General features: G+C 39.6%; 22 protein-coding genes. 18 read left to right on the top strand and 4 right to left on the bottom strand.

Going from position 1 to position 26,977, the window contains the following annotated elements; translation table 11 throughout:
• The first annotated feature begins 167 nt into the window (after positions 1 to 167).
• The 8 genes from JTI58_RS12560 to JTI58_RS12595 all read left to right on the top strand — a co-directional run bounded on the left by JTI58_RS12560 (position 168) and on the right by JTI58_RS12595 (position 10,766).
• On the top strand, positions 168 to 416 hold the full coding sequence (locus tag JTI58_RS12560; RefSeq protein WP_205441309.1) for an IDEAL domain-containing protein: 249 nt from the start codon (positions 168 to 170) through the stop codon (positions 414 to 416).
• A 607-nt stretch (positions 417 to 1,023) separates the two neighbouring features.
• The gene (gene uvrB / locus JTI58_RS12565; RefSeq protein ID WP_205441311.1) at positions 1,024 to 3,003 is read left to right on the top strand and encodes an excinuclease ABC subunit UvrB; all 1,980 of its coding nucleotides are present in this window, start codon (positions 1,024 to 1,026) and stop codon (positions 3,001 to 3,003) included.
• A gap of 7 nt (positions 3,004 to 3,010) precedes the next feature.
• Complete coding sequence (gene uvrA, locus JTI58_RS12570; RefSeq protein ID WP_205441313.1) at positions 3,011 to 5,878, top strand: excinuclease ABC subunit UvrA; 2,868 nt, start codon at positions 3,011 to 3,013, stop codon at positions 5,876 to 5,878.
• 53 nt (positions 5,879 to 5,931) lie between these two features.
• A complete protein-coding gene (locus JTI58_RS12575; RefSeq protein WP_205441315.1) occupies positions 5,932 to 6,264 on the top strand; it encodes a hypothetical protein in 333 nt (110 codons plus the stop codon).
• Between the two features lie 141 nt (positions 6,265 to 6,405).
• Positions 6,406 to 7,593 carry a DUF4097 family beta strand repeat-containing protein gene (locus JTI58_RS12580; protein ID WP_205441317.1) on the top strand — a complete coding sequence of 396 codons (1,188 nt, stop codon included), beginning with the start codon at positions 6,406 to 6,408 and terminating at the stop codon, positions 7,591 to 7,593.
• A 247-nt stretch (positions 7,594 to 7,840) separates the two neighbouring features.
• Complete coding sequence (ftsE, locus tag JTI58_RS12585) at positions 7,841 to 8,527, top strand: cell division ATP-binding protein FtsE (RefSeq protein WP_205441319.1); 687 nt, start codon at positions 7,841 to 7,843, stop codon at positions 8,525 to 8,527.
• A complete protein-coding gene (gene ftsX, locus JTI58_RS12590) occupies positions 8,517 to 9,401 on the top strand; it encodes a permease-like cell division protein FtsX (RefSeq protein WP_205441322.1) in 885 nt (294 codons plus the stop codon). The genes ftsE and ftsX overlap by 11 nt, the downstream gene beginning before the upstream one ends.
• 54 nt (positions 9,402 to 9,455) lie before the next feature.
• A complete protein-coding gene (locus JTI58_RS12595; protein ID WP_205441324.1) occupies positions 9,456 to 10,766 on the top strand; it encodes a murein hydrolase activator EnvC family protein in 1,311 nt (436 codons plus the stop codon).
• 26 nt (positions 10,767 to 10,792) lie between these two features.
• On the opposite strand, the gene JTI58_RS12600 is transcribed toward JTI58_RS12595, so the two are convergent.
• Positions 10,793 to 11,218, bottom strand: coding sequence for a hypothetical protein (locus JTI58_RS12600; RefSeq protein WP_243456007.1), 426 nt, complete (start codon positions 11,216 to 11,218; stop codon positions 10,793 to 10,795).
• Between the two features lie 204 nt (positions 11,219 to 11,422).
• On the opposite strand from JTI58_RS12600, the gene JTI58_RS12605 reads away from it, so the two are divergent.
• The 6 genes from JTI58_RS12605 (at position 11,423) to JTI58_RS12630 (ending at position 16,017) form a co-directional block, all read left to right on the top strand.
• The gene (locus JTI58_RS12605) at positions 11,423 to 12,055 is read left to right on the top strand and encodes a hypothetical protein (RefSeq protein ID WP_205441326.1); all 633 of its coding nucleotides are present in this window, start codon (positions 11,423 to 11,425) and stop codon (positions 12,053 to 12,055) included.
• Complete coding sequence (locus JTI58_RS12610) at positions 12,052 to 12,639, top strand: redoxin domain-containing protein (protein WP_205441328.1); 588 nt, start codon at positions 12,052 to 12,054, stop codon at positions 12,637 to 12,639. The genes JTI58_RS12605 and JTI58_RS12610 overlap by 4 nt, the downstream gene beginning before the upstream one ends.
• A 67-nt stretch (positions 12,640 to 12,706) precedes the next feature.
• A complete protein-coding gene (locus tag JTI58_RS12615; RefSeq protein ID WP_205441329.1) occupies positions 12,707 to 13,015 on the top strand; it encodes a hypothetical protein in 309 nt (102 codons plus the stop codon).
• A 34-nt stretch (positions 13,016 to 13,049) separates the two neighbouring features.
• On the top strand, positions 13,050 to 14,492 hold the full coding sequence (locus JTI58_RS12620; RefSeq protein ID WP_205441331.1) for a S41 family peptidase: 1,443 nt from the start codon (positions 13,050 to 13,052) through the stop codon (positions 14,490 to 14,492).
• A 122-nt stretch (positions 14,493 to 14,614) separates the two neighbouring features.
• Positions 14,615 to 15,796 (top strand): PDZ domain-containing protein, encoded by a 1,182-nt coding sequence (locus JTI58_RS12625; protein ID WP_205441332.1) that lies wholly within the window; start codon positions 14,615 to 14,617, stop codon positions 15,794 to 15,796.
• The gene (locus tag JTI58_RS12630; protein ID WP_016991517.1) at positions 15,796 to 16,017 is read left to right on the top strand and encodes a DUF2198 family protein; all 222 of its coding nucleotides are present in this window, start codon (positions 15,796 to 15,798) and stop codon (positions 16,015 to 16,017) included. Before JTI58_RS12625 ends, JTI58_RS12630 begins: the two co-directional genes overlap by 1 nt.
• A 33-nt stretch (positions 16,018 to 16,050) precedes the next feature.
• Here JTI58_RS12630 and JTI58_RS12635 read toward each other — a convergent pair whose 3' ends face one another.
• On the bottom strand, positions 16,051 to 16,377 hold the full coding sequence (locus tag JTI58_RS12635; RefSeq protein ID WP_205441334.1) for an AzlD domain-containing protein: 327 nt from the start codon (positions 16,375 to 16,377) through the stop codon (positions 16,051 to 16,053).
• Positions 16,374 to 17,108, bottom strand: coding sequence for an AzlC family ABC transporter permease (locus JTI58_RS12640; protein ID WP_205441336.1), 735 nt, complete (start codon positions 17,106 to 17,108; stop codon positions 16,374 to 16,376). Before JTI58_RS12640 ends, JTI58_RS12635 begins: the two co-directional genes overlap by 4 nt.
• Before the next feature lie 124 nt (positions 17,109 to 17,232).
• Here JTI58_RS12640 and JTI58_RS12645 point away from each other — a divergent pair, with 124 nt between their 5' ends.
• A complete protein-coding gene (locus JTI58_RS12645) occupies positions 17,233 to 17,784 on the top strand; it encodes a helix-turn-helix domain-containing protein (protein WP_048392043.1) in 552 nt (183 codons plus the stop codon).
• A gap of 11 nt (positions 17,785 to 17,795) precedes the next feature.
• Positions 17,796 to 18,434, top strand: coding sequence for a TVP38/TMEM64 family protein (locus JTI58_RS12650; RefSeq protein ID WP_081977475.1), 639 nt, complete (start codon positions 17,796 to 17,798; stop codon positions 18,432 to 18,434).
• 92 nt (positions 18,435 to 18,526) lie between these two features.
• Here the strand turns inward: JTI58_RS12650 and JTI58_RS12655 are convergent, their stop codons facing one another.
• Positions 18,527 to 19,519, bottom strand: coding sequence for a hypothetical protein (locus JTI58_RS12655; protein WP_205441338.1), 993 nt, complete (start codon positions 19,517 to 19,519; stop codon positions 18,527 to 18,529).
• Between the two features lie 156 nt (positions 19,520 to 19,675).
• Here JTI58_RS12655 and addB point away from each other — a divergent pair, with 156 nt between their 5' ends.
• Complete coding sequence (gene addB, locus JTI58_RS12660) at positions 19,676 to 23,185, top strand: helicase-exonuclease AddAB subunit AddB (RefSeq protein WP_205441340.1); 3,510 nt, start codon at positions 19,676 to 19,678, stop codon at positions 23,183 to 23,185.
• Position 23,186: 1 nt separating this feature from the next.
• The gene (addA, locus tag JTI58_RS12665) at positions 23,187 to 26,903 is read left to right on the top strand and encodes a helicase-exonuclease AddAB subunit AddA (protein WP_205441342.1); all 3,717 of its coding nucleotides are present in this window, start codon (positions 23,187 to 23,189) and stop codon (positions 26,901 to 26,903) included.
• Positions 26,904 to 26,977: the final 74 nt, after the last annotated feature.

Here is a 26,977-nt window from a genome sequence, read left to right on the forward strand (position 1 = left end):
TAAATTAGATGAAAAAGTTGAAAATCGTTCAGAAAAGCACGAAATGCTTAGAGAATTTGCTCTAAATGTCACGTGATTTAGAGCTAATCCAAGATATTTTCGATTCGTAAGCATTGCTTTTTAATTTCAATTTTCATATAATTTAGAAAAGGATCGAGGTGAGATCGTTGGATAAATATTATTCGTATACAGATTTTCTAAAAGCCGTTGGTCAGTCAAAAAAAGTTGATGAGGCAGAGAAATTATTAAACGAGATTTATTTAGATTTATTTTTAAATCGTATCCAGCGTATGCATCGGCAAGAGCAGCTCATGGTTCTGATAGATAGAGCACTCGATGAAAAAGATGAAAACGCATTTTATCAATACGCATCCGAACTAATTTCCTTACAGCAAACAGAAGATGAATCATATTGACGAACCCGCTCTCCACATCTATTGGAGAGCGGGATTTTTTTGACTTTGAAAATAGTTGTGGGGGATGTGAAGAGTGTTTGTTTTCATTCGAACAGTTTGAGACTCTGCTCATAAAAAAGTGAGAGTCGCTCCGAAAGTGAAGGTTCCCGCTCCAAAAAGAGAGAGAGCCGCTCTAAAGGTATGTGCCCCGCTCCAAAAAGAGAGAGAGTCGCTCCAAAGGCATGGATCCCCGCTCATAAAAAGGAATGAGTCGCTCCGAAAGAGACGGATCCCGCTCATAAAGGTGAGATAACCGCTCTAAAAGTGACGCCCCCCGCTCGTAACTGCACGATAACCGCTCCAAAAGCACAGGACTCCGCTCCTAAAAGAGTGAAAGCCGCTCCAAAAGTAATAACCGTCACTCCTAAATAAGGAACCTCATGAAGCTTGAAAACCTGTTAAAACGGCTATTATAAGAGTGACAAGTTAAATTGGCCGTATGGTTATTCATTACAAATTTTAGAGATGAAAAAAATTTTTACAAACATTCGTTCGTTAAATGTTCGAAATTTTAATATTGCTATGCTAAAATATATGTACAAATTGGAAGGAAAGGACGGGGGCATGAGTGCTAACATTTGATTTACAAGCGCCATATCAGCCTAATGGGGATCAGCCACAGGCCATTGCGGAATTAGTGGAGGGTGTGAATGCAGGCAAACGTCATCAAACATTACTTGGTGCTACGGGAACAGGTAAAACGTTTACCATTTCTAATGTCATCCAGCAGGTTAAAAAACCAACACTAATCATGGCACACAATAAAACATTAGCTGGCCAGTTATATAGTGAATTTAAAGAGTTCTTCCCAAATAACGCCGTTGAATACTTTGTCAGCTACTATGATTACTACCAACCAGAAGCTTATGTACCGCAGACAGATACCTATATAGAAAAAGATTCTAGCATTAACGATGAAATTGATAAGCTGCGTCACTCTGCTACTTCTGCATTATTTGAGCGTGAGGATGTCATTATTATTGCATCTGTGTCCTGCATTTATGGTTTAGGTTCCCCTGAAGAATATCGAGAAATGGTTGTTTCCATTCGCACAGGTATGGAAATAGAACGTAATCAGCTACTGCGTAAGCTTGTAGACGTTCAGTATGAGCGAAATGATATTAGTTTTACACGCGGAACATTTCGGGTACGTGGAGATGTAGTAGAAATCTTCCCAGCCTCTCGTGATGAGCATTGTATTCGCGTGGAATTTTTCGGTGATGAAATTGATCGCATTCGTGAGGTAGATGCACTTACGGGAGAAATTTTATCGGATCGAGAACATGTTGCTATTTTCCCAGCATCCCACTTCGTTACACGAGAAGAAAAAATGCGTAAAGCAATTGAAAACATTGAAAAAGAATTAGAGGAACGACTTGCCTTATTACGATCAGAAGATAAATTACTAGAGGCACAGCGTTTAGAACAACGTACACGTTATGATTTAGAAATGATGCGTGAAATGGGCTTTTGCTCAGGGATTGAAAACTATTCACGTCATTTAACATTGCGTGGAGCAGGTGCCACTCCCTATACATTGCTAGATTATTTCCCAGATGACTTTTTGCTTGTAGTCGATGAAAGTCACGTCACACTGCCTCAGGTTCGTGGCATGTACAATGGTGACCAAGCACGTAAAGGTGTACTCGTAGAACATGGTTTCCGTTTGCCATCAGCACTTGATAACCGTCCACTACGTTTTGAAGAATACGAAAAAAGAGTGCATCAAGCCATTTATGTATCAGCCACACCAGGTCCTTATGAGCTGGAGCACACACCCGAAATGGTTGAGCAAATTATTCGACCTACTGGATTATTGGATCCGTTAATTGAGGTGCGACCTATTGAAGGGCAAATCGATAATTTAATTGATGAAATTCAAGATCGGATTGCACAAAATGAACGGGTTTTAGTGACAACGTTAACGAAGAAAATGTCCGAGGATTTATCGGCCTACTTGAAGGAAATGGGCTTAAAAGTCGAATACTTACATTCTGAAATTAAAACACTAGAACGTATAGAGATTATCCGTGAACTACGAAAAGGAACGTATGACGTACTAATTGGTATTAATCTATTGCGTGAAGGTCTTGATATTCCTGAGGTGTCCCTTGTTGCGATTTTAGATGCTGATAAAGAAGGTTTTTTACGTTCAGAGCGTTCATTGATTCAAACGATTGGTCGTGCTGCTCGTAATGCGAATGGTCATGTCATTATGTATGCAGATCATGTAACAGACTCGATGAAAAAGGCGATTGATGAAACGAAACGTCGCCGTGCGTTACAAATGGCTTATAACGAGGAGCATGGCATAACACCACAAACGATCATTAAGAAAATCCCAGATGTGATTCGTGCAACACAAGTAGCAGAAGAAGAGGAATCCTATGTAACAAAGGCAACAAAAGGCAAAAAGCTCACAAAGGCGGAAAGAGAACAGCTCTTGGCTTCCCTAGAAGTAGAAATGAAGGAAGCAGCAAAAGCGCTTGATTTTGAACGTGCGGCTGAGTTGCGAGATACAATATTTGAATTGAAGGTAGAAGGGTGAATGACTTGTGAAAAATACTGAAATTGTCGTGCAAGGCGCACGTGCTCATAATTTAAAAAATATCAATGTCACAATTCCACGTGACCAATTAGTTGTATTAACAGGTTTATCAGGCTCAGGAAAGTCTTCTCTAGCATTTGACACAATTTACGCGGAGGGCCAACGTCGTTACGTTGAGTCCCTTTCCGCCTATGCCCGCCAATTTCTTGGGCAAATGGATAAGCCAGATGTTGATGCCATAGAAGGTTTATCGCCTGCTATTTCCATTGACCAAAAAACGACAAGTCGTAACCCACGATCTACTGTAGGTACGGTAACGGAGATCTATGACTACTTACGTTTACTTTATGCACGCATTGGTAAACCGATTTGTCCAAATCATGGCATAGAAATCACTTCCCAAACGATTGAGCAAATGGTGGATCGTTTATTAACTTATCCAGAGAGAACAAAAATGCAACTTCTTGCACCAATGGTTTCTGGACGTAAGGGAACCCATGTTAAATTGCTAGAAGATTTAAAAAAACAAGGTTTTGTTCGTGTCCGAATTGATGGGGAATTACGTGATTTAGATGATGCTATCGAACTTGATAAAAATAAAAAGCATTCAATCGAAGTAGTGGTGGACCGTGTTGTCATGAAGGAAGGGATTGCTGCTCGTCTGAGTGATTCTTTAGAAACGGCTTTACGTTTGGCAGATGGACGTGTACTTGTCGATGTGATGGAACATGAAGAGTTACTATTTAGTGAGCATCATGCCTGCCCATTATGTGGATTTTCTATAGGTGAGTTAGAGCCTCGTATGTTTTCATTTAATAGTCCATTCGGTGCTTGTCCAAGCTGTGATGGCTTAGGTTCAACGCAAGAGGTGGATTTAGATTTAGTGGTGCCTGATTGGGATCGTTCCTTATTAGAGCATGCCATTGCACCGTGGGAACCAACTAGCTCTCAGTATTACCCACAATTACTGAAAGCTGTATGTGATCATTATGATATCCCAATGGATGTGCCTGTGAAGGATTTGCCAAAGGAAAAGATGGATAAGGTTTTATATGGCTCTGGGAAAGACAAAATACATTTCCATTATGAAAATGAATTTGGTAATGTGCGAGATCAAATGATTGAATTTGAAGGTGTTGTGCGCAATGTTGAGCGACGTTTTAAAGAGACAACATCCGATTATGTTCGTGAGCAAATGGAAAAATACATGGCACAGCAAGCTTGTCCTTCATGTAAAGGTTATCGTTTAAAGCCTGAAACGTTAGCAGTGAAAGTAGCCGATAAGCATATTGGTGAGATTACACAATATTCGATTCAGGAAGCGGACACATTCTTCAAAGAGCTTGATCTCACTGAAAAGGATATGCAAATAGCACGATTGGTTTTACGAGAAATTGAAGAACGATTGGGCTTCCTTGTTAATGTTGGTTTAGACTATTTAACATTGAGTCGTGCAGCAGGTACATTATCTGGTGGGGAAGCGCAACGTATTCGTCTTGCTACGCAAATTGGTTCACGATTAACGGGGGTCCTTTATATTTTAGATGAGCCTTCGATTGGTTTGCATCAACGGGATAATGATCGTCTGATTAGCACGTTACAAAATATGCGTGATATTGGGAATACGTTGATTGTCGTAGAGCACGATGAAGATACAATGCTTGCTGCCGATTATCTTATCGATGTAGGACCTGGAGCAGGTGTCCATGGCGGTCAAATTGTGGCAGCCGGTACACCACAGGAAGTTATGAATAATGAAAAATCCTTAACAGGACAATATTTAAGCGGTAGAAAGTTTATTCCATTGCCAATTGAAAGACGCCAACCAAATGGGCGAAAGCTCTCCATTAAAGGTGCTAAGGAAAATAATTTACGTAATGTCAAAGTAGATGTTCCACTTGGCTTATTTGTTGCAGTGACAGGGGTGTCTGGCTCAGGGAAATCTACATTGATTAATGAAATTTTATATAAATCATTGGCACAGAAGCTGAATCGTTCAAAGGTCAAGCCTGGCGAGCATAAAGAAGTGAGGGGCATTGATGAGCTTGAAAAAGTAATCGATATTGACCAATCACCAATTGGGCGTACACCTCGTTCAAACCCAGCAACATATACAGGTGTTTTTGATGATATTCGTGATGTTTTTGCGGCAACAAATGAAGCCAAGGTACGAGGCTATAAAAAAGGACGCTTTAGCTTTAATGTCAAGGGTGGTCGCTGTGAAGCATGTCGTGGGGATGGCATTATTAAGATTGAAATGCATTTCCTTCCAGATGTTTATGTACCATGTGAAGTATGTCACGGCAAACGTTATAACCGTGAAACACTTGAAGTGAAGTATAAAGATAAGAGTATTGCTGATATTCTCGATATGACGATTGAAAATGCAGTAGTGTTCTTTGAAAATATTCCAAAGATTCAACGTAAACTACAAACGATTGTCGATGTGGGCTTGGGCTATATGAAATTAGGACAACCAGCAACAACCTTATCGGGCGGTGAGGCGCAGCGTGTAAAACTAGCCTCTGAATTACATCGACGTTCCACAGGTAAATCGTTCTATATTTTGGATGAACCAACGACAGGATTACATGCCGATGATATTGCTCGATTACTTGTCGTGTTACAGCGTCTTGTTGAAAACGGTGATTCGGTATTAGTTATTGAGCATAACTTAGATGTGATTAAAACAGCTGATTATATCATCGACTTAGGTCCAGAAGGTGGAGACAAAGGTGGCACGATCGTTGCAACTGGTACACCTGAAGAGGTAGTAGAAGTTGCTGGCTCCTACACAGGAAAATACTTAAAACCAATTCTGGAACGAGATCGTATGAGAATGGATGCATTGCTAGCAGAAGCTTCTAAATCTTAATGGATTTACATTCGAATGGGAATGATTGATCTGGATTGAAAGGTGATCTTCAAGTGGAGAAAGCCGCTCAATCCAGATTGAAAGATGATCCAAAATGCGAGGAATCCGCTCAAACAGGGGTCAGAAGTGATCTAAAAAGTGAGGTTCCCGCTCAAACAGAGGCCGGAAGTGATCTAAAAGGAGAAGAACACGCTCAAACAGAGTTCAGAAGTGATCTAAAAAGTGAGGTTCCCGCTCAAACAGAGGCCGGAAGTGATCCAAAAGGAGAAGAACCCGCTCAAACAGAGGCCGGAAGTGATCTAAAAGGAGAAGAACACGCTCAAACAGAGTTCAGAAGTGATCCAAAAAGTGAGGACCCCGTTTTATTCAAAGAAAAACCGATCTAATAAACAAGTGACATAATTTGTAATAGGTAAAATACCAATGATTTTGTATTGAAAAGACCCAATTTATTCAATTTTGCAGTGAAACTTTTCACATGATGAATCGTATAAATAGTATAACGAACTGAGGGAGGCTATTTATTTATGCAAAATGAACGTCAACGAATTTTAGAACTTGTAGAAAAAGGAACAATTTCGGCACAAGAGGCGATTACATTATTAGAAGCATTAGAGCAACCTGGCAAGTCTACTCAACATGTTATGAATGATGTGTCGAAAGAGACGCAATCCTTTTCAACTGAAAAAGAGTCACTATTTGAAGAAAAACAAAAAGATGGTGACAAGAAAAAAGATGATTTTATGAAATACTTCCAAGATGAAATGCAAGATTTTCGTAAGGATTTAACGCAAATCGGTTCTCTTTTTATGGATATGATGAATACAGCTGTTAAAAAAGTGAAGGAATTTGATGTAGCTTCTCCATTTGGAGATAAAATTGAGTTTACACATACAGAAGAAGTTGCTGCAGCCGATGTAGACAATATTATCGTTGAATTACCAAATGGTAACTTCTCATTGGAATCTGGTGAAGGCGACACTATTCAAGTGATCTGCAAGGTGAAGGCACCTTTGATGAACGATAGTGAAGAAGAAACACGCAATCACTTTTTAGAGCAATTTGTTGTGAAAGAGGAAGCGCAATCTCTTCGTATTTTGAGCCAATTAAAGCTTGTTCAAGTCAATGTGAAGGTGTTAGTACCTAAGGATAAACTTGAAAAATTATCTGTTCGTCTAATGAACGGTAGTGTTTCATTACAGGATACAGCATTTGAAGAATTAAAAGTAAAAACGTTAAACGGCGCTATTAAAGGAACGAAGTTTAATTTTGGAAAAGCGGAAGTGGATTCTTCTAATGGTTCCATTGAATTAACGAATGTTCGAGGTAAGGATTTAGAGGCTGAAACATTGAATGGACGTGTTTATTTGGATGGTGCTCTGGATGAAGTTGAAGCTAAGTCAGTCAATGGACATGTAGTCGTAACAACATGCTCAACAAACTCCTCTAAAATTAAAGCTCAGACAGTTGCTGGAGCCGTGGAATTATATGTCCCGCGAACAATTTCATTGAGCGGCAAAGTGGTAACAAATTTTGGCAAAGTGGATGTAGGTATTCAGGATGTTTCCAAAATGGAGTCACAAGATCAATTCTTATCCAAAGTAGTCCGCTTTGACAAAGAAGTAGAAAATGCGAATCGCCTATTTATCGAAGGTGAATCGAAAACAGGTGCCGTTTTAGTGCGTTACACAACAACGGATGAACAACAAATTTAACAGGAGAAGCATTCAAGCTAATTTAGGCTTGAGTGCTTTGTTCTTATCAAACAGGATTCGACCTTGCATATATAGGCGAATCTTGTTTTTATTTTTGTCATTTTCTTAAGGATAATGGCAAGGAAAGAACGAAATAGAAGGAACTGCCACGGATTGAAATGAAACTGTAATAAAAAAACAGAAATAGAGTGCTATAATAGTAAAAGAAATACCTCTTACATAGATGAGAGTTTTAGGTGGTTTAATCATGATAGAAATGAAAAATGTGACAAAGAAATACCCAAACGGTGTTGTTGCGACAAATGGTATTTCCGTTAATATAAAGCAAGGCGAATTTGTGTATGTAGTCGGTCCAAGTGGGGCAGGTAAATCTACTTTTATTAAATTGATGTACCGTGAAGAAAAGGCAACATCAGGACAAATCATTGTCAATGGTATTGATTTAGCAACTTTAAAAAATAAGAAGGTCCCTTTTTTGCGTCGTCAACTTGGCGTAGTTTTCCAAGATTTCAAATTACTACCTCGTTTGAACGTTTATGAGAACGTAGCGTTTGCGCTTGAAGTAATTGAGGAAAAGCCAGATGAAATTCGACGTCGGGTTATGGAAGTGTTAGAACTAGTTGGATTAAAGCATAAAGCAAGAATGTTTCCAAATGAGCTTTCAGGCGGAGAGCAGCAACGGGTATCGATTGCTCGTTCCATCGTCAATGTTCCCAAAGTGGTGATTGCTGACGAACCTACAGGGAACCTTGATCCTGAAACATCATGGGAAATCATGAATTTGTTTGAGGAAATTAATGCACGTGGGACAACCATTGTAATGGCGACCCACAACCGTGAAATTGTGAATACGATTCGTCGTCGTGTAATCGCAATTGAAGGCGGCTTAATTGTCCGTGATGAACACGGAGGTGATTACGGCTATGAAATTTAGTACAGTAAAGCGCCACTTCCGTGAAAGTATTAAATCACTTGGTCGAAATAGCTGGATGACCATTGCGTCTGTCAGTGCCGTAACCGTTACGCTCATACTAGTAGGCGTTTTTGCGCTTATTATGATGAATTTAAATAAAGTAGCAACGGATTTAGAAAATGATGTCGAAATTAAAGTGTTAATTGATGAGACAGCAGATGAAGCTGCGGAAAAAGCACTCATCGAAAAAGTCAAAAAATTGCCTGGTGTCTCCGAGATGACTTATTCCACTAAGGAAGACGAGTTATCCAAGCTAGTAAAAGACTTCGGTGATGATTTTAAACTATTTGAACAAAGTAACCCTTTACGTAATGTAATTTATGTAAAAGCTGCTGATCCACAGCAAACAGCAAAAGTTGCGAAAGCCATTGATAAATATGAGTATACATATGACGTGATGTATGGCGAAGGAAAAGTTGAAAAACTATTTAACTTCTTAAATATTAGTCGTAATGTAGGAATCGTACTTATTTTAGGGTTATTATTTACAGCGATTTTCTTAATTTCGAATACTATTCGTATAACGATTATTGCTCGTCGTGATGAAATAGAAATTATGAAACTTGTAGGGGCTACGAATTCATTCGTGCGTATCCCATTCTTATTAGAAGGTATGTGGCTCGGAATTTTAGGTTCAATTATTCCGATTGCGGTTGTCACAACCCTTTACCACAATATATATAAAATTATTGCACCACGTTTACAAGGTGAGCTTATTCAATTACTAGATTTTTCTCCACTTGTGTATCAGGTAAGCGGTCTTCTGTTACTTATTGGTGTACTTATTGGTATTTGGGGAAGCTTCATGTCAGTTCGTAAGTTTTTAAAAATTTAGTCACAACGGATATTTGTGAAAAAGAAAAAGAATAGTCGAAGGGGAGTTCAATCGGTGAAAAGTAAGGCGAAAAAAACATTGAAAACACTTGCAGCAGCGTCTGCTCTAATTCTTTTTATCCAAACTCCATCAGCATATGCAATAAGTTTATCGGATTTAAAAGAAGAAAAGAAACAAGTTGAAACAAAGAAGAATCAGTTAAATTCATCTATTAGCAATAAATCAAATGCCATTACAGCTAATCAAGAAAAGCAACAAAAAATCTTAGATCAAATTCAAGCATTGAACGCTGAAATCGACAAAACCAATAGTAATATTAAAAAGGTACAAGCAGATATTCGGGCAACAAATGAGGAAATTAAAAAGTTAGAAGCGTCTATCGAAGAGCTTTTGCATAAAATTGAAGAGCGCGATTTATTGTTACAAGAACGCGCACGTGCAATTCAAGCAGGAGGCTCTGTTAGTTATTTAGATGTATTGCTAGGCTCTAATAGTTTTGTAGACTTTATTGATCGTTTCTCTGCAGTTAATGCATTATTGGAAGCAGATCGACAAATTATCCAAGATCAAAAAGATGATAAACAAAAATTAGAAGAGCAAAAGCAAATTATCGAAGAAAAACGTAAAAACTTGGAAGACAAAAAAGCTGAGCTTGAACGATTAAAAGCATCATTAGATAGCCAAAAAGCTGAGAAAAATAAACTAGTCGACCAATTAGAAAAAGAGCAAGAAAAACTGAAATCAGAAAAGGTATTACTTGAAAAAGAGTACTCAGAAGCTTTGGAAGTAAGTCAGGAATTACAAGATCAAATTATTGCTGAACAAAATCGTTTGGCTGAAATTGCGCGTCAGCAAGAGGCGAAACGTAAAGCAGCCGCAGCGGCGGCCGCGGCTGCAGCTGCTGCCAACAATGGTGGCGGATCATCTGGTGGTACAGTCCATGCGCCTCAATCAAATGGGACTTGGATTAAACCGACGAATGGTCGCTTAACATCACCATATGGTTGGCGAAATCTTGGAGCAGGCCCTGAATTCCATTATGGTGTTGACCTTGCAAATGCAACAGGAACACCAATATGGGCAGCAGCAGATGGCGTTGTTTCTTACGCTGCACCACTTAGCTCGTATGGTAATGTTGTCATTCTGACGCATTCTATCGATGGACAAATTTATACAACTGTTTATGCACATTTAAGTGCGTTTAATGTTAGTGTAGGACAAGAAGTATCACAAGGTGATCAAATAGCAGCGATGGGTAGTACAGGTCGCTCTACTGGCCCACACTTACACTTTGAAGTGCATATTGGTGCTTGGAAAGGACAAGCAGTCGGCAGCGTTAATCCACTGAAATATATTCCATTGTAAACATAAAGGCTATACACTAATGTTTTCTAGTGTATAGCCTTTAATATTTCATCTAGTGTTTCACCATTCACCAGCTTATAGGTTTGCCCATCAATAGCCAATAAGCCATTCTGGAAGAACAGTATTTTTAATGTATTGTCATAATAAGTAATATCCAATTGATAGACAACATCAGCTTGTTTGTTATTTAATAAGGTTCTTTTTACTTCCCAAGTGCTTAAGGCTAAACGCATATCATCTAATCGTGGATCGTCACGATTGATAATGGCTAAGGTTTTATTGGTACCATTGTCCACTTCCCATATCGCCATTTTATTTAATATTTCTTCAAGATCTTTATTAGGTAAAAAATCATGTAGCAAATCCTTCGTTCGATATTCTGTATACAGCATCAGTATACTAATGCCGAGAAAAATAGCGGCGATCCATAGTATAAGTCGCTTTGAAAGCATAATTCCTCCCCCTTTTTATCATTTTACGAAATATTCCAATAAAAGTTTCATTGCTACTATAAGATTCTGTTTGATGTTATGATGATTCTATACATAGTGGGGTATTTTAATTGTTGTTATTTCTGAAGATTTTCTTAAAACAGTGTGAAATATTCTAATTTTAAAAAGGTTCTATGCTATGCTTTCGGAGGAGGTTTCATTGGGGTGATCAATACAGAGTGGTACTCGATCCGTACATTAACTTTACCAGCTACCGCAGTCGCTTTACTTATTACCTTTTTTATTGTATGGCTTATCTTGCGCCTACAATTTTCTAAAAAGTGGTCTGAGCTATATAGTGATGCCATTTTTACGTTTATCATTGTTTGGAAGCTGAGCTTGCTTGTAACTGATTTCAAGACTGTTGTAAGCAATCCAATTACGGTGCTTTATTTTAATGGCGGAACAATTGGTGTTTATCTTGGCGTCATCGTAGCATCCTTGCAAATATGGAGAAGGAGAAATAGGCTACAGCTTGAGGGAGAAGATATGACAGCCTGTAGCTGGGCCATTATTTTAACGCAATCCATTTATCAAATGCTTGTTGTGCTACTCAATGACAATAACACAACGAGTGAAGTTATAACATTAGTTGTGCTAAGTGTAGTCACGCTCGTCATATTATGGAAATTAGCAGCGATGAAACAAGCTTTATTCCTCTATACAGTTAGCTATTTAATAGTGGCTATCTTACAGCCACTTGGTATATGGCAAACAGCTGTGGCTATTAGTGTAATACTACTTTGTTTGGGATTAACCATTCAGCATGAACGAATCAATGTGGGAGGTAAAGAATGAAAAAAAATATTGGGCTACTGATTGTTGTGCTATTAGTGGTTGCGATGATTGGTACATATGTAAAACAACAAATTGACGAAGAACGTGCCATTGAAAAATCAGCTCTTGGTAAGGATATGGAGGAGCTAGAGACGGGCTTAAGAAAAGGAGATATCCCGCCTGATTTTACCTTAACAAGCTTAGACGGGGAAGATATCACATTAAGTGATTTGCGTGGAAAAAAAGTTGTACTAAATTTCTGGGCTACATGGTGCCCACCTTGTAAGGCTGAGATGCCGCATATGCAAAGCTTCTACGATGAATATGCTAAAGAAAAAAACGTTGAAATCATAGCGGTCAATTTAACAGATGCCGAACGTGATGTGACCGCCGATGCTAAAGTGGACACTGTGATGACATTTAGAGATAGCTTTGAGCTAACATTCCCCATCTTATTGGACCCAGACAATGAGGCTGGCTTAAATTATCAAGTCATCACGATTCCAACCACTTATTTTATTGATTCCAACGGCTATATCCAACGTGCAATCAGAGGACCAATGGACGTGGATATGTTAAATGATTATGTAGATGCACTAGATTGATTCATAAAAAATCTGCTCGTTTTCTATAGTAGAAACGAGCAGATTTTTTTATTTTCCATGAGCTAAGGTGGATACCCGCGGAAGCAAGGTGGATACCCGCGGAAGCAAGGTGGATACCCGCGGAAGCAAGGTGGATACCCGCGGAAGCAAGGTGAATACCCGCGAAGCCAAGGTGAATACCCGCGAAGCCAAGGTGAATACCCGCGGAGCAAGGATGAATACCTGCGAAGCCAAGGTGAATACTCGCGAAGTCAAGGTGAATATCCGCGGAACTAAAGTGAATACCCTCGAATCAACAACAACAACATGCGTGAGTAATATGCAATATTCTCTCTTCATAAATTTGAAAGGTAATTTTGTATGTTTGAAAAAATAGAGTCATACAGTAAAAGAGACGGAGGAGGGAAGATTTGCGCAAATTAACAGCCGGTGTCGGAGTCCTACTTAGTAGTTTGGTGGTGGGCAGTGGTATTTACTTTGATTGGTTTAATATTGGCGATAAAAAGGAGCCTGTTACGGAGGTTGATACTATTGGTGAGGCTATGACAATCATTGAAGAAAAATCAGTATATAGTACAAAGAAGGATGCATTGGTGGAGGGGGCTCTTCGTGGTATGGCTGATGCCATTAAAGATCCTTATAGCACGTATTACTCCAAGGAAGAGGCTGAGCAACATCGGCAAATGTTGGCTGAGGAACGAGTAGGCATAGGTATTGAACTAACGGAAAATAAAGGGAAGTTTATCGTTGTGTCACCTGTTCGTTCATCACCAGCAGAGAAAGCAGGCATGCGTTCACTCGATGAAATTGTACAAGTTGACGGGGTACGAATAGATGGAAAAACGATGAGTGAATTAATGCATTTAATTCAAGGTGAAAAGGGAACGAAAGTAACCATTGTTGTCTATCGTCCAAGTGAAGATAAGCATATTAAGATGACGATGGAGCGCGCAGCAATTTCTAATAAAACGGTTACTAGTGAGGTTGTGAAGGTAGAGGATACAGACATTGGCTATGTGGTAATCTCATTATTCGGTGAAAAAACGGCCAATGAATGGGTAGCAGAAACGAGTAAATTGCTTCGTAAAGATGTGGAAGGAATTGTGATCGATGTACGGGATAATCCAGGTGGTTATTTACATAGCGTCGCAGCGCTACTGAGCACAGTATTGGACAATGGCAAAGTATTTGCATATATGCAAAATGCGGAAGGTGCTATGGAACCATTAAAAACACAAACAAAAGGCTTCGATGAAAAATATATAGAAACGATGAATAAAATTCCCATTGTGGTGTTACAAAATCAAGGTAGTGCATCTGCTAGTGAAGTATTAAGCGGTGCTTTAAAAGGCTGGGGACGCGCTTCACTTGTTGGGGTTAAAAGCTTTGGAAAAGGGACTGTACAAGAATCTTGGGAGCTTTCCAACGGTGGTGAACTTAAATTATCAACCAATAAATGGCTAACACCAAAACGCGAATGGATTCATGGGCAGGGCATTGAAGCAAGTTTAATGATTGAACAAAATGAATTATTTGCTTTTCAACTTCATCCACTAACAGGTAAGTTTAAAGTGGGTGATATGAGTGAGGAGATTTCCTATTCACAAAATGCCTTACAGAAACTAGGCTATCAAATAGATCGTTTAGATGGCTATTTGGATGAAACAACCGCAGAGGCTGTGAACCTTTATCGCAAACAGAAAAAATTAAAGCTAGCAGAAGATGAATTTTATATGGATACAACTTTCTTTAATAGTTTAAATGAAACGTTAAAAGATTTTAAAGCCGATCGTCAAAATGACCAGCAATTCCAAATGGCCACTAGTTTTTTACTGCACACCATTGAACAATAAAACTGGCTGAAAGAACAAAAATACCATAATATAAAGCTTTCTATGAGTTTGTACTACGCAAGCGTGTAGTCGTTTGATACAATAAATTCATAGTATTCAAGATAGAAATGGCGGGTGTTCGTATGGTTAGTGAGATTTTGATAGAAATTGTAACAGCGATTGGCCGCTTTTTACTTAACCCATTACTGTATATAGTCATAATATTTGCTATTATGTTAGGTTATCGTCGTGTAAAACAGGAGCGTAAATATTTTAATAGACGAATTATTTGGGGCTGGACAGAGTTAATCGGCCAATGGAAAGATGGGTGGCTCTATGCACTAATTATTTCTCTTATCGGTATTGGAGCAGGGCTTACTGTACCAAAAGAATTTTTAATCATTTTAACAACAGTTTCTATAGTAGCACTTGTCTTATATGTCATGAACGCAATGTCACCTATTGTGACAATGGGTATTGCCACACTGGCCATATGGGGAATGTCCTACTACAATTGGACCTTTTCTTGGTGGAAAATTTCATTAGCTGGTGTCAATTTAGAGGATGGCGCCATTGTTACAATTACCATTCTTGCGGGCCTTTGTGTCATTGCAGAAGGACTATTAATTCGACGTGTGGCGATGAAGGTTACAACACCTTGCATTGAGAAAACGAAGCGGGGTATGCAGGCAATTGTCTATCGTTCAAGAAATGTATGGGTATTACCTATTTTCTTTGTCATTCCAGGTGATGCTATTTCAGCTATATTCCCATACTGGCCTCAGTTTACGATAGGTCATAGTAGCTTTGCACTCGTGTTATTTCCTCTTGTCATTGGCTTTGCAAAGCTGACTAGAAAGGAATTACCAGCATTAACGTATGCTAAAATTGGGCGACCTGTCTTTTTACTAGGACAGCTTATTTTAGTAGGAGGACTGGCTGCATATTTTGAACCATTGATTGGTTTCATCACACTTGCTGTTGGTGCAATTATCCGTATCATCATTGCTATTTACTTTGCACAGCAGGACAAAACAGATCATTATGCAGTTGCGCCAAGTACGAAAGGTGCTATTATCGCAGCGGTTCTTCCTGATTCACCTGCAGAGAAAATGGGTTTACTGGCAGGGGAATGTATACGCAAAGTAAATGGTGTGTCCATTTTTACAGAAAATGAATTATATGAGGCTCTGCAATTAAATGCAGCTCATTGTCGTTTAGAGGTTTTAGACCGAAACAATGAATTACGTTTAACGCAGCATGTGATTTATAGCAATGATCATTACCGTATTGGGTTATTACTTGCGGAGCCGAGGGAAGTATAATGGACGTTTTTGGGAAAATGATGTTAGCGTTATTTATACCAGCCATACTGGTGTTATTATTCACTAGAATTACGTATAATCGCTATGTTGCATTGTTATTAGCCATTGCACTAATCGCCGCCTCTGTATATGCAGGCTATACATCCCCACCTATTATTTTTGTAATCGACGCGTTTTCATTAACGGTAGGCTTTTGGTTAGCAAGTAAAATGAATAAATAAGAATGGTCAGTCCAAGCAATGGGACTGACCTTTTTACATGAAAAATCGTACTGCTGCCATAATGATTACGCCTGCAACTACTGTAATGGATAAACTTTTTGTGACAAGGGCAATAATTAGAGTGGGAACAAATGTAACAAAGACTGGCCAATCAAGCGTTACTATTTTGCCACTTTCAGTATCTATTAAATTTTCAATGACAAGAGCACTTAATATACAAACAGGAATAAAACTAAGCCATTTGAGTACAACATCAGGGAGTGTTACACTGCGTACAAAGATAAATGGAATGACACGCGGTAGCCATGTTACAAGTGCACAGCCGATTATAAGCCAGACCATATAAGAAGTTGTCGTCATTTATCTGTCACCACCCCAATTGTTGCGACAATCACGGTTGCCAATAGCACAGCCACATGGGAAGGGACTATATAAGAAAGACCGTACATAATAACCGCCATATAGCCGATTAACTTGATATAATGCATGATTTTACTTTTGCCAACACTGCTCAATTGCAAAACTAAAAGTGCAACAAACATGGCAATTAAGGCAAAATCTAAACCCCATTTTTCAGGATTTGCTACCCACTGTCCTAAAAAGGCACCCGTAACACAAGAAATAATCCAGAAGATGTAGGCTGTTAAATTTAACCCATCCATCCATTTACCGTATAATTTACCTGTTTGCATTTGCTTTGTTACAGCTACACCAAAGGTTTCATCCGTTAATAATGTTCCGAAGCCAACATTTCTAAGCATAGAGTAGCGTGTAAAATGAGGTGCTAGTGTTAAACTCATTAATAAATGGCGTAGATTCACCACAAAAATGGTTACAATGATAGCAGAGGCAGGACTACTTGTTAAAAGCAGTGCACAAAAAATAAATTGTGCAGAGCCTGCGTAAATCAGTATCGTTAATAGTGCGATTTCAAGGACAGACAACCCTGAAGCGGAACCTACAACCCCAAATGCAAGTCCTATACTAATATAACCGAGTAATGTAGGTACGCAATCTTTCACGCCTTGTAAAAAACTGTCGTTGGAAGAGCTTGTTGTATCATCATGATGAAGCTCTGTTGTACTTGTCATAAATAGGTCATCCTTTCTTGATAATTTCCATGTATACTATTGATGGAATTGTTTGATAGTTCTTGATGTTTATTAAAGTATACATATGTCTGATAAAATAAACAATAGAAAATGGTGAGTAAAAATGGAACAAATGAGTCGAAATTTAGCATTTCAATTAAAGAAAATTAGACAGCAACGTCATTTAAGTCTCGATGATGTGGCCAAAGCGACTGGCGTCAGTAAAGCACAGCTTGCACAAATTGAAAAAGGTGAGGCCAATCCGACTGTTTCAACAATTTGGAAAATCGCTGCTGGTATGCGTATGTCGTTCTCTTCATTATTACAGCCGCCAACTGCTCATTACATGCGTTATAGCAGTAAAGATGTACCACATGTCGATGAAGATGAGGGACGCTATCGTGTCTACTCCATTATTCCCTATAATCCAGAGCGAGGCTGGGAGTTTTATAAGGTTGAAATGGAGCCAGGAGCAGTGAGTAGGAGTGAAGCCCATACAGAAGGGGTAGAGGAAACTGTAATGGTCATCAAAGGACAAGCAGTGATTTCTGCTGGAGACATGCATGAATTACTGGATGAAGGGGATACACTAGTATTCTCAGGGCATCAGCCCCATGAATATCGCAATACTTCAGAAGGGCTAACAATTTTTCATTTAATTTTACAGTATAAATAGAGGTGTCGAAGTTGAGTGAATGGTTTACTGTAGAAAATATTGAACAGGTTGCGGCACAGTATCGAACATTTGGCCCAATCATTGGTTTACTGCTACCATTTTTAGAGGCATTTTTGCCATTCCTACCTTTAGTCGTATTCGTTGTGGCGAATGCAAGTGCATTTGGCTTATGGTTAGGATTTTTATTATCTTGGTTAGGCTCTGTAGCTGGCTCCTATGCGGTTTTCTTACTTGTACGACATTTTGGCAAGCATCCAAGGCTACAATTTTTAACAGGTAGTAAAAAAGTACAGAAGCTTATTAAATGGGTGGATATGAATGGCATCAGCCCTCTTTTTGTCCTCCTCTGTTTCCCTTTTACACCATCTGTTATTGTCAATATTGTAGCGGGGTTGTCACATATCCATAAAAAGTTTTATTTAATCGTTTTACTGGCAGGAAAGTTTGTCATGATTTTAGGCATGAGTGTATTGGGCTATGATTTAAAATCGCTCTTGACAAGCCCAGTCAGATTAATAATTGCAGCTGTTGCCATTGTTATTTTGTGGTGGGTCGGTAAGTTGATAGAGAAGCGTTTGAATGCCCGGGTAGAAAGAGATTTAAAGCAAGCGCGAAATTTGACGAAAAAGCAGGATCACCATGCCAGTTAAGTAAATTATCTGTAGCCTCTTTCATTACCTGAAGAGGCTGCTTTTTTGTGTAACCTTTTTATAGGTAGGTGAAGGTTGATAGATAGTATTTACTAGTTTTTTTCGATAGAATTTAAGATAGATGATTTATGTTGTTTTAGAGGGCTGGGGGACTGCTCCAAAATAGGTGAGAAGTGATCAATAGTATGGAGAAGCTGCTCTAAAATAGGTGAGAAGTGATCAATTGTATAGAGAAGCCGCTCCAAATTAAGCGAGAAGTGATCAATAGTATGGAGAAGCCGCTCCAAAATAAGCGAGAAGTGATCAATGAGGTGAAGGAGCCGCTCCAAAATAAGTGAGAAGTGATCAATGAGATGGAGAAGCCGCTCTAAAATAGGTGAGAAGTGATCAATGAGTTGGAGAAACCGCTCCAAAATCAATGAGAAGTGATCAATTGTATAGAGAAACCGCTCCAAATTAAGCGAGAAGTGATCAATTTGATGAAGTAGCTGCTCCAAAATAGGTGAGAAGTGATCAATGGTATAGAGAAGCCGCTCCAAAATAGGAGAGAAGTGATCAATAGTATGGAGAAGCCGCTCCAAAATAGGTGAGAAGTGCTCAATAGTATAGAGAAGCCGCTCCAAATTAAGCGAGAAGTGATCAATTTGATGAAGTAGCCACTCTAAAATAGGTGAGAAGTGATCAATGAGATGGAGAAGCCGCTCTAAAATAGGTGAGAAGTGATCAATGAGTTGGAGAAACCGCTCCAAAATCAATGAGAAGTGATCAATTGTATAGAGAAACCGCTCCAAATTAAGCGAGAAGTGATCAATTTGATGAAGTAGCTGCTCCAAAATAGGTGAGAAGTGCTCAATTGTATAGAGAAACCGCTCCAAACTAGGTGAGAAGTGCTCAATTGTATAGAGAAACCGCTCCAAAATCAATGAGAAGTGATCAATAGTATAGAGAAGCCGCTCCAAATTAAGCGAGAAGTGATCAATTTGATGAAGTAGCCGCTCCAAAATAGATGAGAAGTGCTCAATTGTATAGAGAAGCCGCTCCAAAATAGGAGAGAAGTGATCAATAGTATAGAGAAGCCGCTCCAAATTGAGCGAGAAGTGCTCAATGAGATGGAGAAGCCGCTCCAAAACAGATAAGAAGAAATCAATCCATTAAAAAAACCGCTCAAATAAGAGTACAAAATAATTAATTCATCAAAAGAGTCACCCGAAAACAGCAAGTTAATGAGGAGGGGAAAGCATATGGCATTGCGTATTGTTTCAGGACGTTCGGGAACAGGGAAATCGGCATTTATTCATCAGGAAATTGTTGAGCAGCTTAAGACAGATCCATTGGGGCATCCGATTTTCATTATTGTGCCTGACCAGATGTCTTATTCTACGGAATATGAGCTGACGAATAAGCATGGTTTACAGGGCTTGATTCGAGCACAGGTGATGACGTTTAAACGTTTAGCATGGTTGGTGTTACAGGAAACAGGTGGTATTGCTCGTAAAGAAGTGAATGGCTATGGTTATCGAATGCTTATTCGTAAACTTTTGGAGGAACAAAAAAGTGAGTTTTCCTTATTTCGACAAGCAGCAGGAAAACGTGGCTTTACGGAGGAGATTGAAACCCTTTTAAAAGAATTTAGTCGCTATAGCGTCAATAGCTCAGTCTTGGCAGAGGTAACGGAATCTTTGAAGGCGATCGATGCACCTAATACCTTGCAGGCGAAAGCGAATGATTTACATGTCGTTTTACAGGCATTAGAGGAACGACTGGGTACGACATATGTTGACAGCGAGGGCTATTATCCGATTTTAACGGAGCAATTGAAGTATGCTGAAACGATGAAGCAAGCGACCATTTATATTGATGGATTCACTGCTTTCACTGTGCGAGAGTTAGAACTGGTTCGTGAGTTGTTAAAGGTAACACAGCAAGTAACCGTTGTTCTTCCGTTTGATCATATAGATGAGGCCTTTGATGAACAAGCTCTATTCCATGAAGCAGCTTTAACGAATCAACGACTTCATGATATCGCAAAAGAAGAGGGCATTGATGTTGAATTACCCTACCATTTTTATAATACTAAAAGATTTCATTCTGAAGATTTACAGCATGTGGAGGCAAAGTTTGCTGATTTGGAGCCTCAAACGAAAAAAACTTCTGGAGATGTAATCGTGCTTGAAGCATCAAATCGTCGAGCAGAGGTACATGCGATTGCCCGGGAAATAACAAAACTGACAAGGGAAGACGGTTTTCGCTATCAGGATATCGTACTTTTGTATAGACAAGCAGATCTCTATGATCCACTTATTACAAGTATTTTCCAACAATATGAAATTCCTATTTTTACAAATACAAAAAAGACGATGTTACATCATCCATTAATAGAGCTAAGTCGCTCAGCCTTGGAGGTTATGACCTCGAACTGGAAATATGAACCTGTTTTTCGTAGTGTGAAAACAGATTTGTTTTTCCCTTTACAAGCGGAGCTAACGATTTGGCGTGAGCGAGCAGATCGATTAGAAAATTATTGCTTGGCACAAGGCATCTATGGTGAACGATGGTTTGAGGAGGCACGTTGGTTTTATAAAAAATATCGAGGTCTAGAATTCCATTCGCGTGTACAAACAGACGAAGAGCGTGCAATGCAGGCAGAAATCGAGGCCATTCGAGATGAAATTCGCCAACCTCTAAAACTTTTACAAGACAAGCTTGATAGCGCGAAGAATGGCAGAGATATGGCGACTGCTTTATTTGAGCTAATAGAGTCATTACAGGTATATGATAAACTGCAAGCAATGAAAGATCGTGAGCTAGAGCGGGGTGACGCATTAGCAGCAAGTGAACATGAACAAGCTTGGAATGAATGGGTTGCTGTTCTTGATCAATTCGTTTATATGTTTGGTGAGCAGGAGATGACTGTAGAGGAAGCAGCCAAAATTCTTGATGAAGGTTTTGATACATTAGAATTTTCAAGAATTCCGCCAACCCTTGATGAGGTAATGGTGGCTACTGTTGATTTAGCCCGTTTATCCAATATCAAAGTTGCCTTTGTAATAGGGATGAATGATGGTGTTTATCCAACTCGTATGGAGTATGAAGGCTTGTTGTCAGATATCGAGCGTGAATGGTTTAGTCAAATTGGCTATGAGCTTGCCCCTACCTCTACTAATCGTTTATTACAGGAAAATTTCTTGTTCTATCGCGCTATTACAACGCCATCTAACAAATTGTATATGACGTACCCTACGGCGGATGAGGAAGGCAAGGCACTGCTATCCTCACTTTATATTAAGAAAATAATAGGGAATGACAAAAAGACGGGTTTATTAAGTGATGTTTCCATAGAACGAGTGGTAATCGATCCGATTGAATTACTAGACGGAGATGTTTTGCCATATTTACGCCATCCACGTACCGCATTAGCACATCTGATGGTGCAGATACGTCAAGCTGAACATAGCCGTGAACTAGCTCCAGAATGGCTAGCTTTACAAAGATTTTATAAACAAGATCCATATTGGGCGCTCATTTTCGACCGTGTCCTTTATCCAATTACCCATAAAAATGAGGCTGAACCACTTGAAACCTATATTACACAGGAATTATATGGTCAGAAGCTAACATCCAGTGTGTCGCGAATTGAGAAATACTTCAGATGTCCTTTTTCTCATTTCACTACATACGGTCTACGTCTAGAAGAACGTGCTGAGTATCGTCTAGAAACCTTTGCAATGGGTGACTTATTCCATGAGGCGTTAAAGTGGATTACAGAGGAAACACATCGTCAGCAATTATCATGGATTCGTTTAACAACAAAGCAAATTAAACAATTAGCACGTCAAGCAGTAGAACAAATTGTACCAGTCTTTTCCCATCAAATCCTATTATCTAGTGCCCGTTATCGCTATATTCAGCGTAAGCTTATTCGAATTGTCGAGCGCACAATGACGGCATTGACACGGCATGCTAATGTATCTCACTTCAAACCAATTGCGATTGAGGCATCATTTGGTCCTGGACAACATGAACAGCTACCACCACTAGAGATTGATTTGACTGGTGGCAAGAAAATGTTTATGCGTGGGCGTATTGATAGAGTGGATAGTGCAACGATAGATGACCGCTCTTATTTGCGGATTGTTGACTATAAATCCTCAGCTCGTGACCTTGATTTAAATGAGGTTTATTACGGATTATCCTTACAGGTCCTAACGTATTTAGATGTGGCAATGGAAAATAGCTCTTACTGGCTATCAGGTGAGGCAGAGCCAGCAGGGGTACTGTATGTCCATGTCCATAATCCGATGCTAAAGCTGGATAAGGATTTGACGGACAGTGAAATAGAAGAGGATCGTTTAAAGCAGTATAAAATGAAAGGTTTACTGTCTGAAAACGCTGAGGCGATATTATCGATGGACGAACAATTGGAGGAAAGTAGCGGGCATTCAAAAATCATTCCTGTCTATATGAAAAAAGATGGAACACCTTCTGAATCACAATCCCGCATAGTTCCTGTCAATGATATGAAAAAGTTACAGCATTTCGTTCGTCGTAAACATCAGGAGGCAGGGAATGGTATCTTATCTGGTGATACCGCCATTAGCCCCTATAAATTGAAAGCCAAAACGGCATGTGATTATTGTCAATTTGCTGCAGTTTGCCAATTTGATCCATCTGATGGTAAACAAAGCTATCGTCAATTGATGCAAGCAAAGCCGAATGATATTGTTGATAAAATTCGGAAGGAGGTAGAATAGCATGGTACAAACAATTCCTATTAAGCCAGCAGATGTCACATGGACAGACGATCAGTGGAAGGCGATTTATGCTAGCGGTCAAGATACACTTGTATCGGCTGCGGCAGGGTCTGGGAAAACAGCAGTCCTGATTAATCGTATGATTGAAAAAGTCATTGCTACTGAAAATCCCATCAATGTAGATGAACTATTGGTAGTGACCTTTACGAATGCTTCAGCCGCTGAAATGCGCCATCGTATGTCTGAGGCATTAGAAAAGGCGATAGCAGAAAATCCAACATCTAATCATTTAAGACGGCAGCTTAGTCTTGTGAATAAAGCACAAATTTCCACCCTGCATTCCTTCTGTTTAGCCATTGTTAAGCAATACGCATACTTACTTGAGATAGATCCAGGCTTTCGTATTGCCAATGAAGCAGAAATAGCATTATTGAGAGATGATGTTTTAGCAGAAGTTCTAGAAGATGCCTACGATTCTGAGGATGAGGCTCGCGTACAGGCTATTTATCGTCTTGTTGATAGCTTTACCTCAGATCGTGATGATCAAGCCATCGAAACGCTGATTAGTAAACTTTATGATACTTCTCGTGTACATGCAGAACCTCAAAAATGGCTATGGAGCCTTCCACAAGCATATGATTTAGCTGATGAAGTGACGATTGATGATTTAGAGCTATCTCAATACGTCAAATTGACCGTACGCCATAGTCTGGAAGAGGCGTTTGTATTAATTTCAGAAATGCGGGCGATTACATTACAGTCAGACGGACCTGCCCCCTATGCTGAAACGGCAGAAATTGATTTTGCTATGATTCAGGAAGGGATTCGCATTAGTCAAAGCGGTACATGGCAGGAGCTATTTGATTATTTTGCAACGGTCAAATGGTCTACATTAAAACGAGTATCAAAGGATGCATTAGTAGATGTAGAGCTACAAGAGCTGGCGAAGAAAAAACGAGAAGCAGCCAAAAAAATGATGAATAAAATCAAAGAGGCGTTTTTTGTTCGTACGCCTGCACGCCTACTTGAGGAAATAAGATTAATGGCACCGACGATTGCTACGTTAGTGGAATTGACCACTACTTTTAGTGAACAATTCCGACTAGCCAAGCTAGAACGTGGAATCATTGACTTTTCAGATTTGGAGCATTATGCACTTCAAATTTTAACGGTAGAGGTAGATGGCGAGCTTCAGCCGTCACCAGTTGCACTAGATATGAAAAAACGCTTTAAAGAAGTACTGGTGGACGAATACCAGGATACCAATATGCTACAGGAAACCATCTTACAACTTGTCAAAACAGGTGAAGAACAGGATGGCAACCTTTTTATGGTTGGGGACGTAAAACAAAGTATTTACCGTTTCCGATTAGCTGAACCAAAGCTCTTTATGCGAAAATATAGTGAGTATGTGGAGACACCTGAGGTAACGGGGATGCGAATTGATTTAAATGCTAACTTCCGTAGTCGAAAAGAAGTGTTGAATGCGACAAACTACGTTTTTGCACAAATTATGGGCGAGCGTGTTGGTGAAATTCTTTATGACGACAATGCATCATTAAAGCCCGCTGCGCCTTATGATGATAAAGAAATACCTGTTGAGCTAGTCGTAATGCATCCACCACCGGAAGAGGAAACAACAGAAGAACTGGAAGAAATAAACAACGAGGCTGCTGAGCTAGAGGAATTAAAAAAATCACAATATGAGGCACGCTTTATTATCGATCGTATCCGTCAGATGATGGAAGATGGAACAACTGTTTATGATACGAAAATAAAAACAGAGCGACCATTAAAGTATAGTGATATTGTGATTTTAATGCGTTCGATGACATGGTCGACAGATTTAGTGGAGGAATTTAAGCTGGCAGGGATTCCACTCTATGCAGAATCGTCTAAAGGCTATTTTGATGCACTCGAAGTAATGATAATGTTAAATGTTCTGAAGGTAGTCGATAATCCCTATCAGGATATCCCATTAGCTTCTGTACTGCGCGCACCATTTGTTGGTTTAACGGAAAATGAGCTGGCGAAAATCCGTTTAGCCGATCAAAAGGTACCTTTTTATGATGCTTTACGACAATTTATTCGCAGTGAAGGACATGGTGTGCAAACCACTACATTTGAGAAGCTGCAACGCTTTATGCTAGCCTTTGAAAATTGGCGAGATTTAGCACGTCGTGGATCATTGTCAGATTTAATTTGGAAAATTTATCTAGATACACATTATTATGAAATGGTTGGGGCAATGCCGAATGGCAAACAGCGTCAGGCAAATTTACGCGTTTTACATGATCGTGCGTTAATGTATGAAAAAACGGCATTTCGTGGACTATTCCGTTTTTTACGTTTTATTGATCGTATGCGTACGCGTGGTGATGATTTAGGCACTGCCAAATCAATTGGCGAAAAGGACGATGTGGTGCGCCTGGTGACAATTCACTCTTCCAAGGGATTAGAATATCCAGTCGTCTTTGTTGCAGGAATGGGACGTCCGTTTAATAAAATGGATTTTCATCAACCTTATTTATTCGATCAAGATTTTGGACTAGCTGTTAAGGCCATTGATCCCGAAAATCGTATCACCTATACATCGTTACCGTTTTTAGCATTGAAGGAGAAAAAAGAATTAGAGATGCGCGCAGAAGAAATGCGTGTCTTATATGTTGCGATGACTCGTGCGAAAGAGCGTTTGATTTTAGTAGGCTCAGTGAAGAACTGGGAGAAAACACGCGACAACTGGCAGGACGCACAAAGTTTGCCGTTGGATGCACCGCTTCAAGACTATTTACGTGCTAGAGCTAATAGCTATTTGGACTGGATAGGCCCAGCAGTGGCAAGGCATGCGGACTTTGCAGCAGTAGCAACCAATTCTTATAAGAAATTAGAGGATCCATCACATTGGTGGGTTCAAGCCATCGATACAAAGCATTACTCGTATGAGTTACAGGCGATGGGCGACGAAGTACAGCAAGCGCTTGCGATGCCAGAGGATGAGGACTTGCTGGCTGAAATCACGACCCGCTTTCAAGCACAGTATGCCTATCAAAAATCAACAAGAAAGCGCTCTAAAACATCTGTTAGTGAAATAAAGCGATTAGAAAATCTACAGCGTCAGGAGGAACCCGAATTTTATTTTGCCTCTCCTACCAAGCAAAAGGCTTCATCCATTGCACCTCGACCAGCTTTTTTACAGGAACAACAGTTAACAGGTGCTGAAATTGGTACCGCTGTGCACACAGTGATGCAGCATGTCCCTCAGTTTGGTTTTGGTCATATCAATGATGTAAAGGGCTTTGTAGAGGATTTAGTCGCAAGGCAGCTTTTAACAGAGGCAGAGGGTATGGTGGTTCCACAAGCGAAGATTTATCATTTCTTTGAGACAGAAATAGGGCAACGCTTTCAACGGGCGAGTCAAATACGTAGGGAAATGCCATTTACCATTAGTAGAATCGATGAAGATGGCGATGCTCAAATTGTGCAAGGGATTATTGACTGCTTATTTGAGGATGAATACGGTAATTGGGTCTTGTTGGATTATAAAACGGATCGTATACAATCTCATTTTGCGCAGGAGCCTGCCCTGTCAAAAGAAATACTAGGTCGTTATGCCGTACAGCTTCGTGTTTATAGTGAAGCCATTGAATCCATTTTACACATCAAGGTGAGCGATAAAGTATTATATTTATTCGATAATGAACAGATCATACAGGCATAAAGAGCTTGTTATGGGAAAAGTAGGGCTTATTTGTCCTGCTTTCACCATAGCTACTAGTCAAGAGGAGGCTATTT

The organism is Lysinibacillus fusiformis (genome assembly GCF_016925635.1).
Taxonomy (GTDB): Bacteria; Bacillota; Bacilli; order Bacillales_A; family Planococcaceae; genus Lysinibacillus; species Lysinibacillus fusiformis_F.

What these genes read in the sequence shown, in the direction of transcription:
- JTI58_RS12600 (WP_243456007.1), bottom strand. Translation starts at nt 11,218, where the DNA reads ATGCTTTCAAAGCGACTTATACTATGGATCGCCGCTATTTTTCTCGGC.
- JTI58_RS12580 (WP_205441317.1), top strand. Translation starts at nt 6,406, where the DNA reads ATGCAAAATGAACGTCAACGAATTTTAGAACTTGTAGAAAAAGGAACA.
- ftsX (WP_205441322.1), top strand. Translation starts at nt 8,517, where the DNA reads ATGAAATTTAGTACAGTAAAGCGCCACTTCCGTGAAAGTATTAAATCA.
- JTI58_RS12630 (WP_016991517.1), top strand. Translation starts at nt 15,796, where the DNA reads ATGGACGTTTTTGGGAAAATGATGTTAGCGTTATTTATACCAGCCATA.
- JTI58_RS12635 (WP_205441334.1), bottom strand. Translation starts at nt 16,377, where the DNA reads ATGACGACAACTTCTTATATGGTCTGGCTTATAATCGGCTGTGCACTT.
- ftsE (WP_205441319.1), top strand. Translation starts at nt 7,841, where the DNA reads ATGATAGAAATGAAAAATGTGACAAAGAAATACCCAAACGGTGTTGTT.
- JTI58_RS12610 (WP_205441328.1), top strand. Translation starts at nt 12,052, where the DNA reads ATGAAAAAAAATATTGGGCTACTGATTGTTGTGCTATTAGTGGTTGCG.
- JTI58_RS12645 (WP_048392043.1), top strand. Translation starts at nt 17,233, where the DNA reads ATGGAACAAATGAGTCGAAATTTAGCATTTCAATTAAAGAAAATTAGA.
- JTI58_RS12640 (WP_205441336.1), bottom strand. Translation starts at nt 17,108, where the DNA reads ATGACAAGTACAACAGAGCTTCATCATGATGATACAACAAGCTCTTCC.
- JTI58_RS12625 (WP_205441332.1), top strand. Translation starts at nt 14,615, where the DNA reads ATGGTTAGTGAGATTTTGATAGAAATTGTAACAGCGATTGGCCGCTTT.
- addB (WP_205441340.1), top strand. Translation starts at nt 19,676, where the DNA reads ATGGCATTGCGTATTGTTTCAGGACGTTCGGGAACAGGGAAATCGGCA.
- addA (WP_205441342.1), top strand. Translation starts at nt 23,187, where the DNA reads ATGGTACAAACAATTCCTATTAAGCCAGCAGATGTCACATGGACAGAC.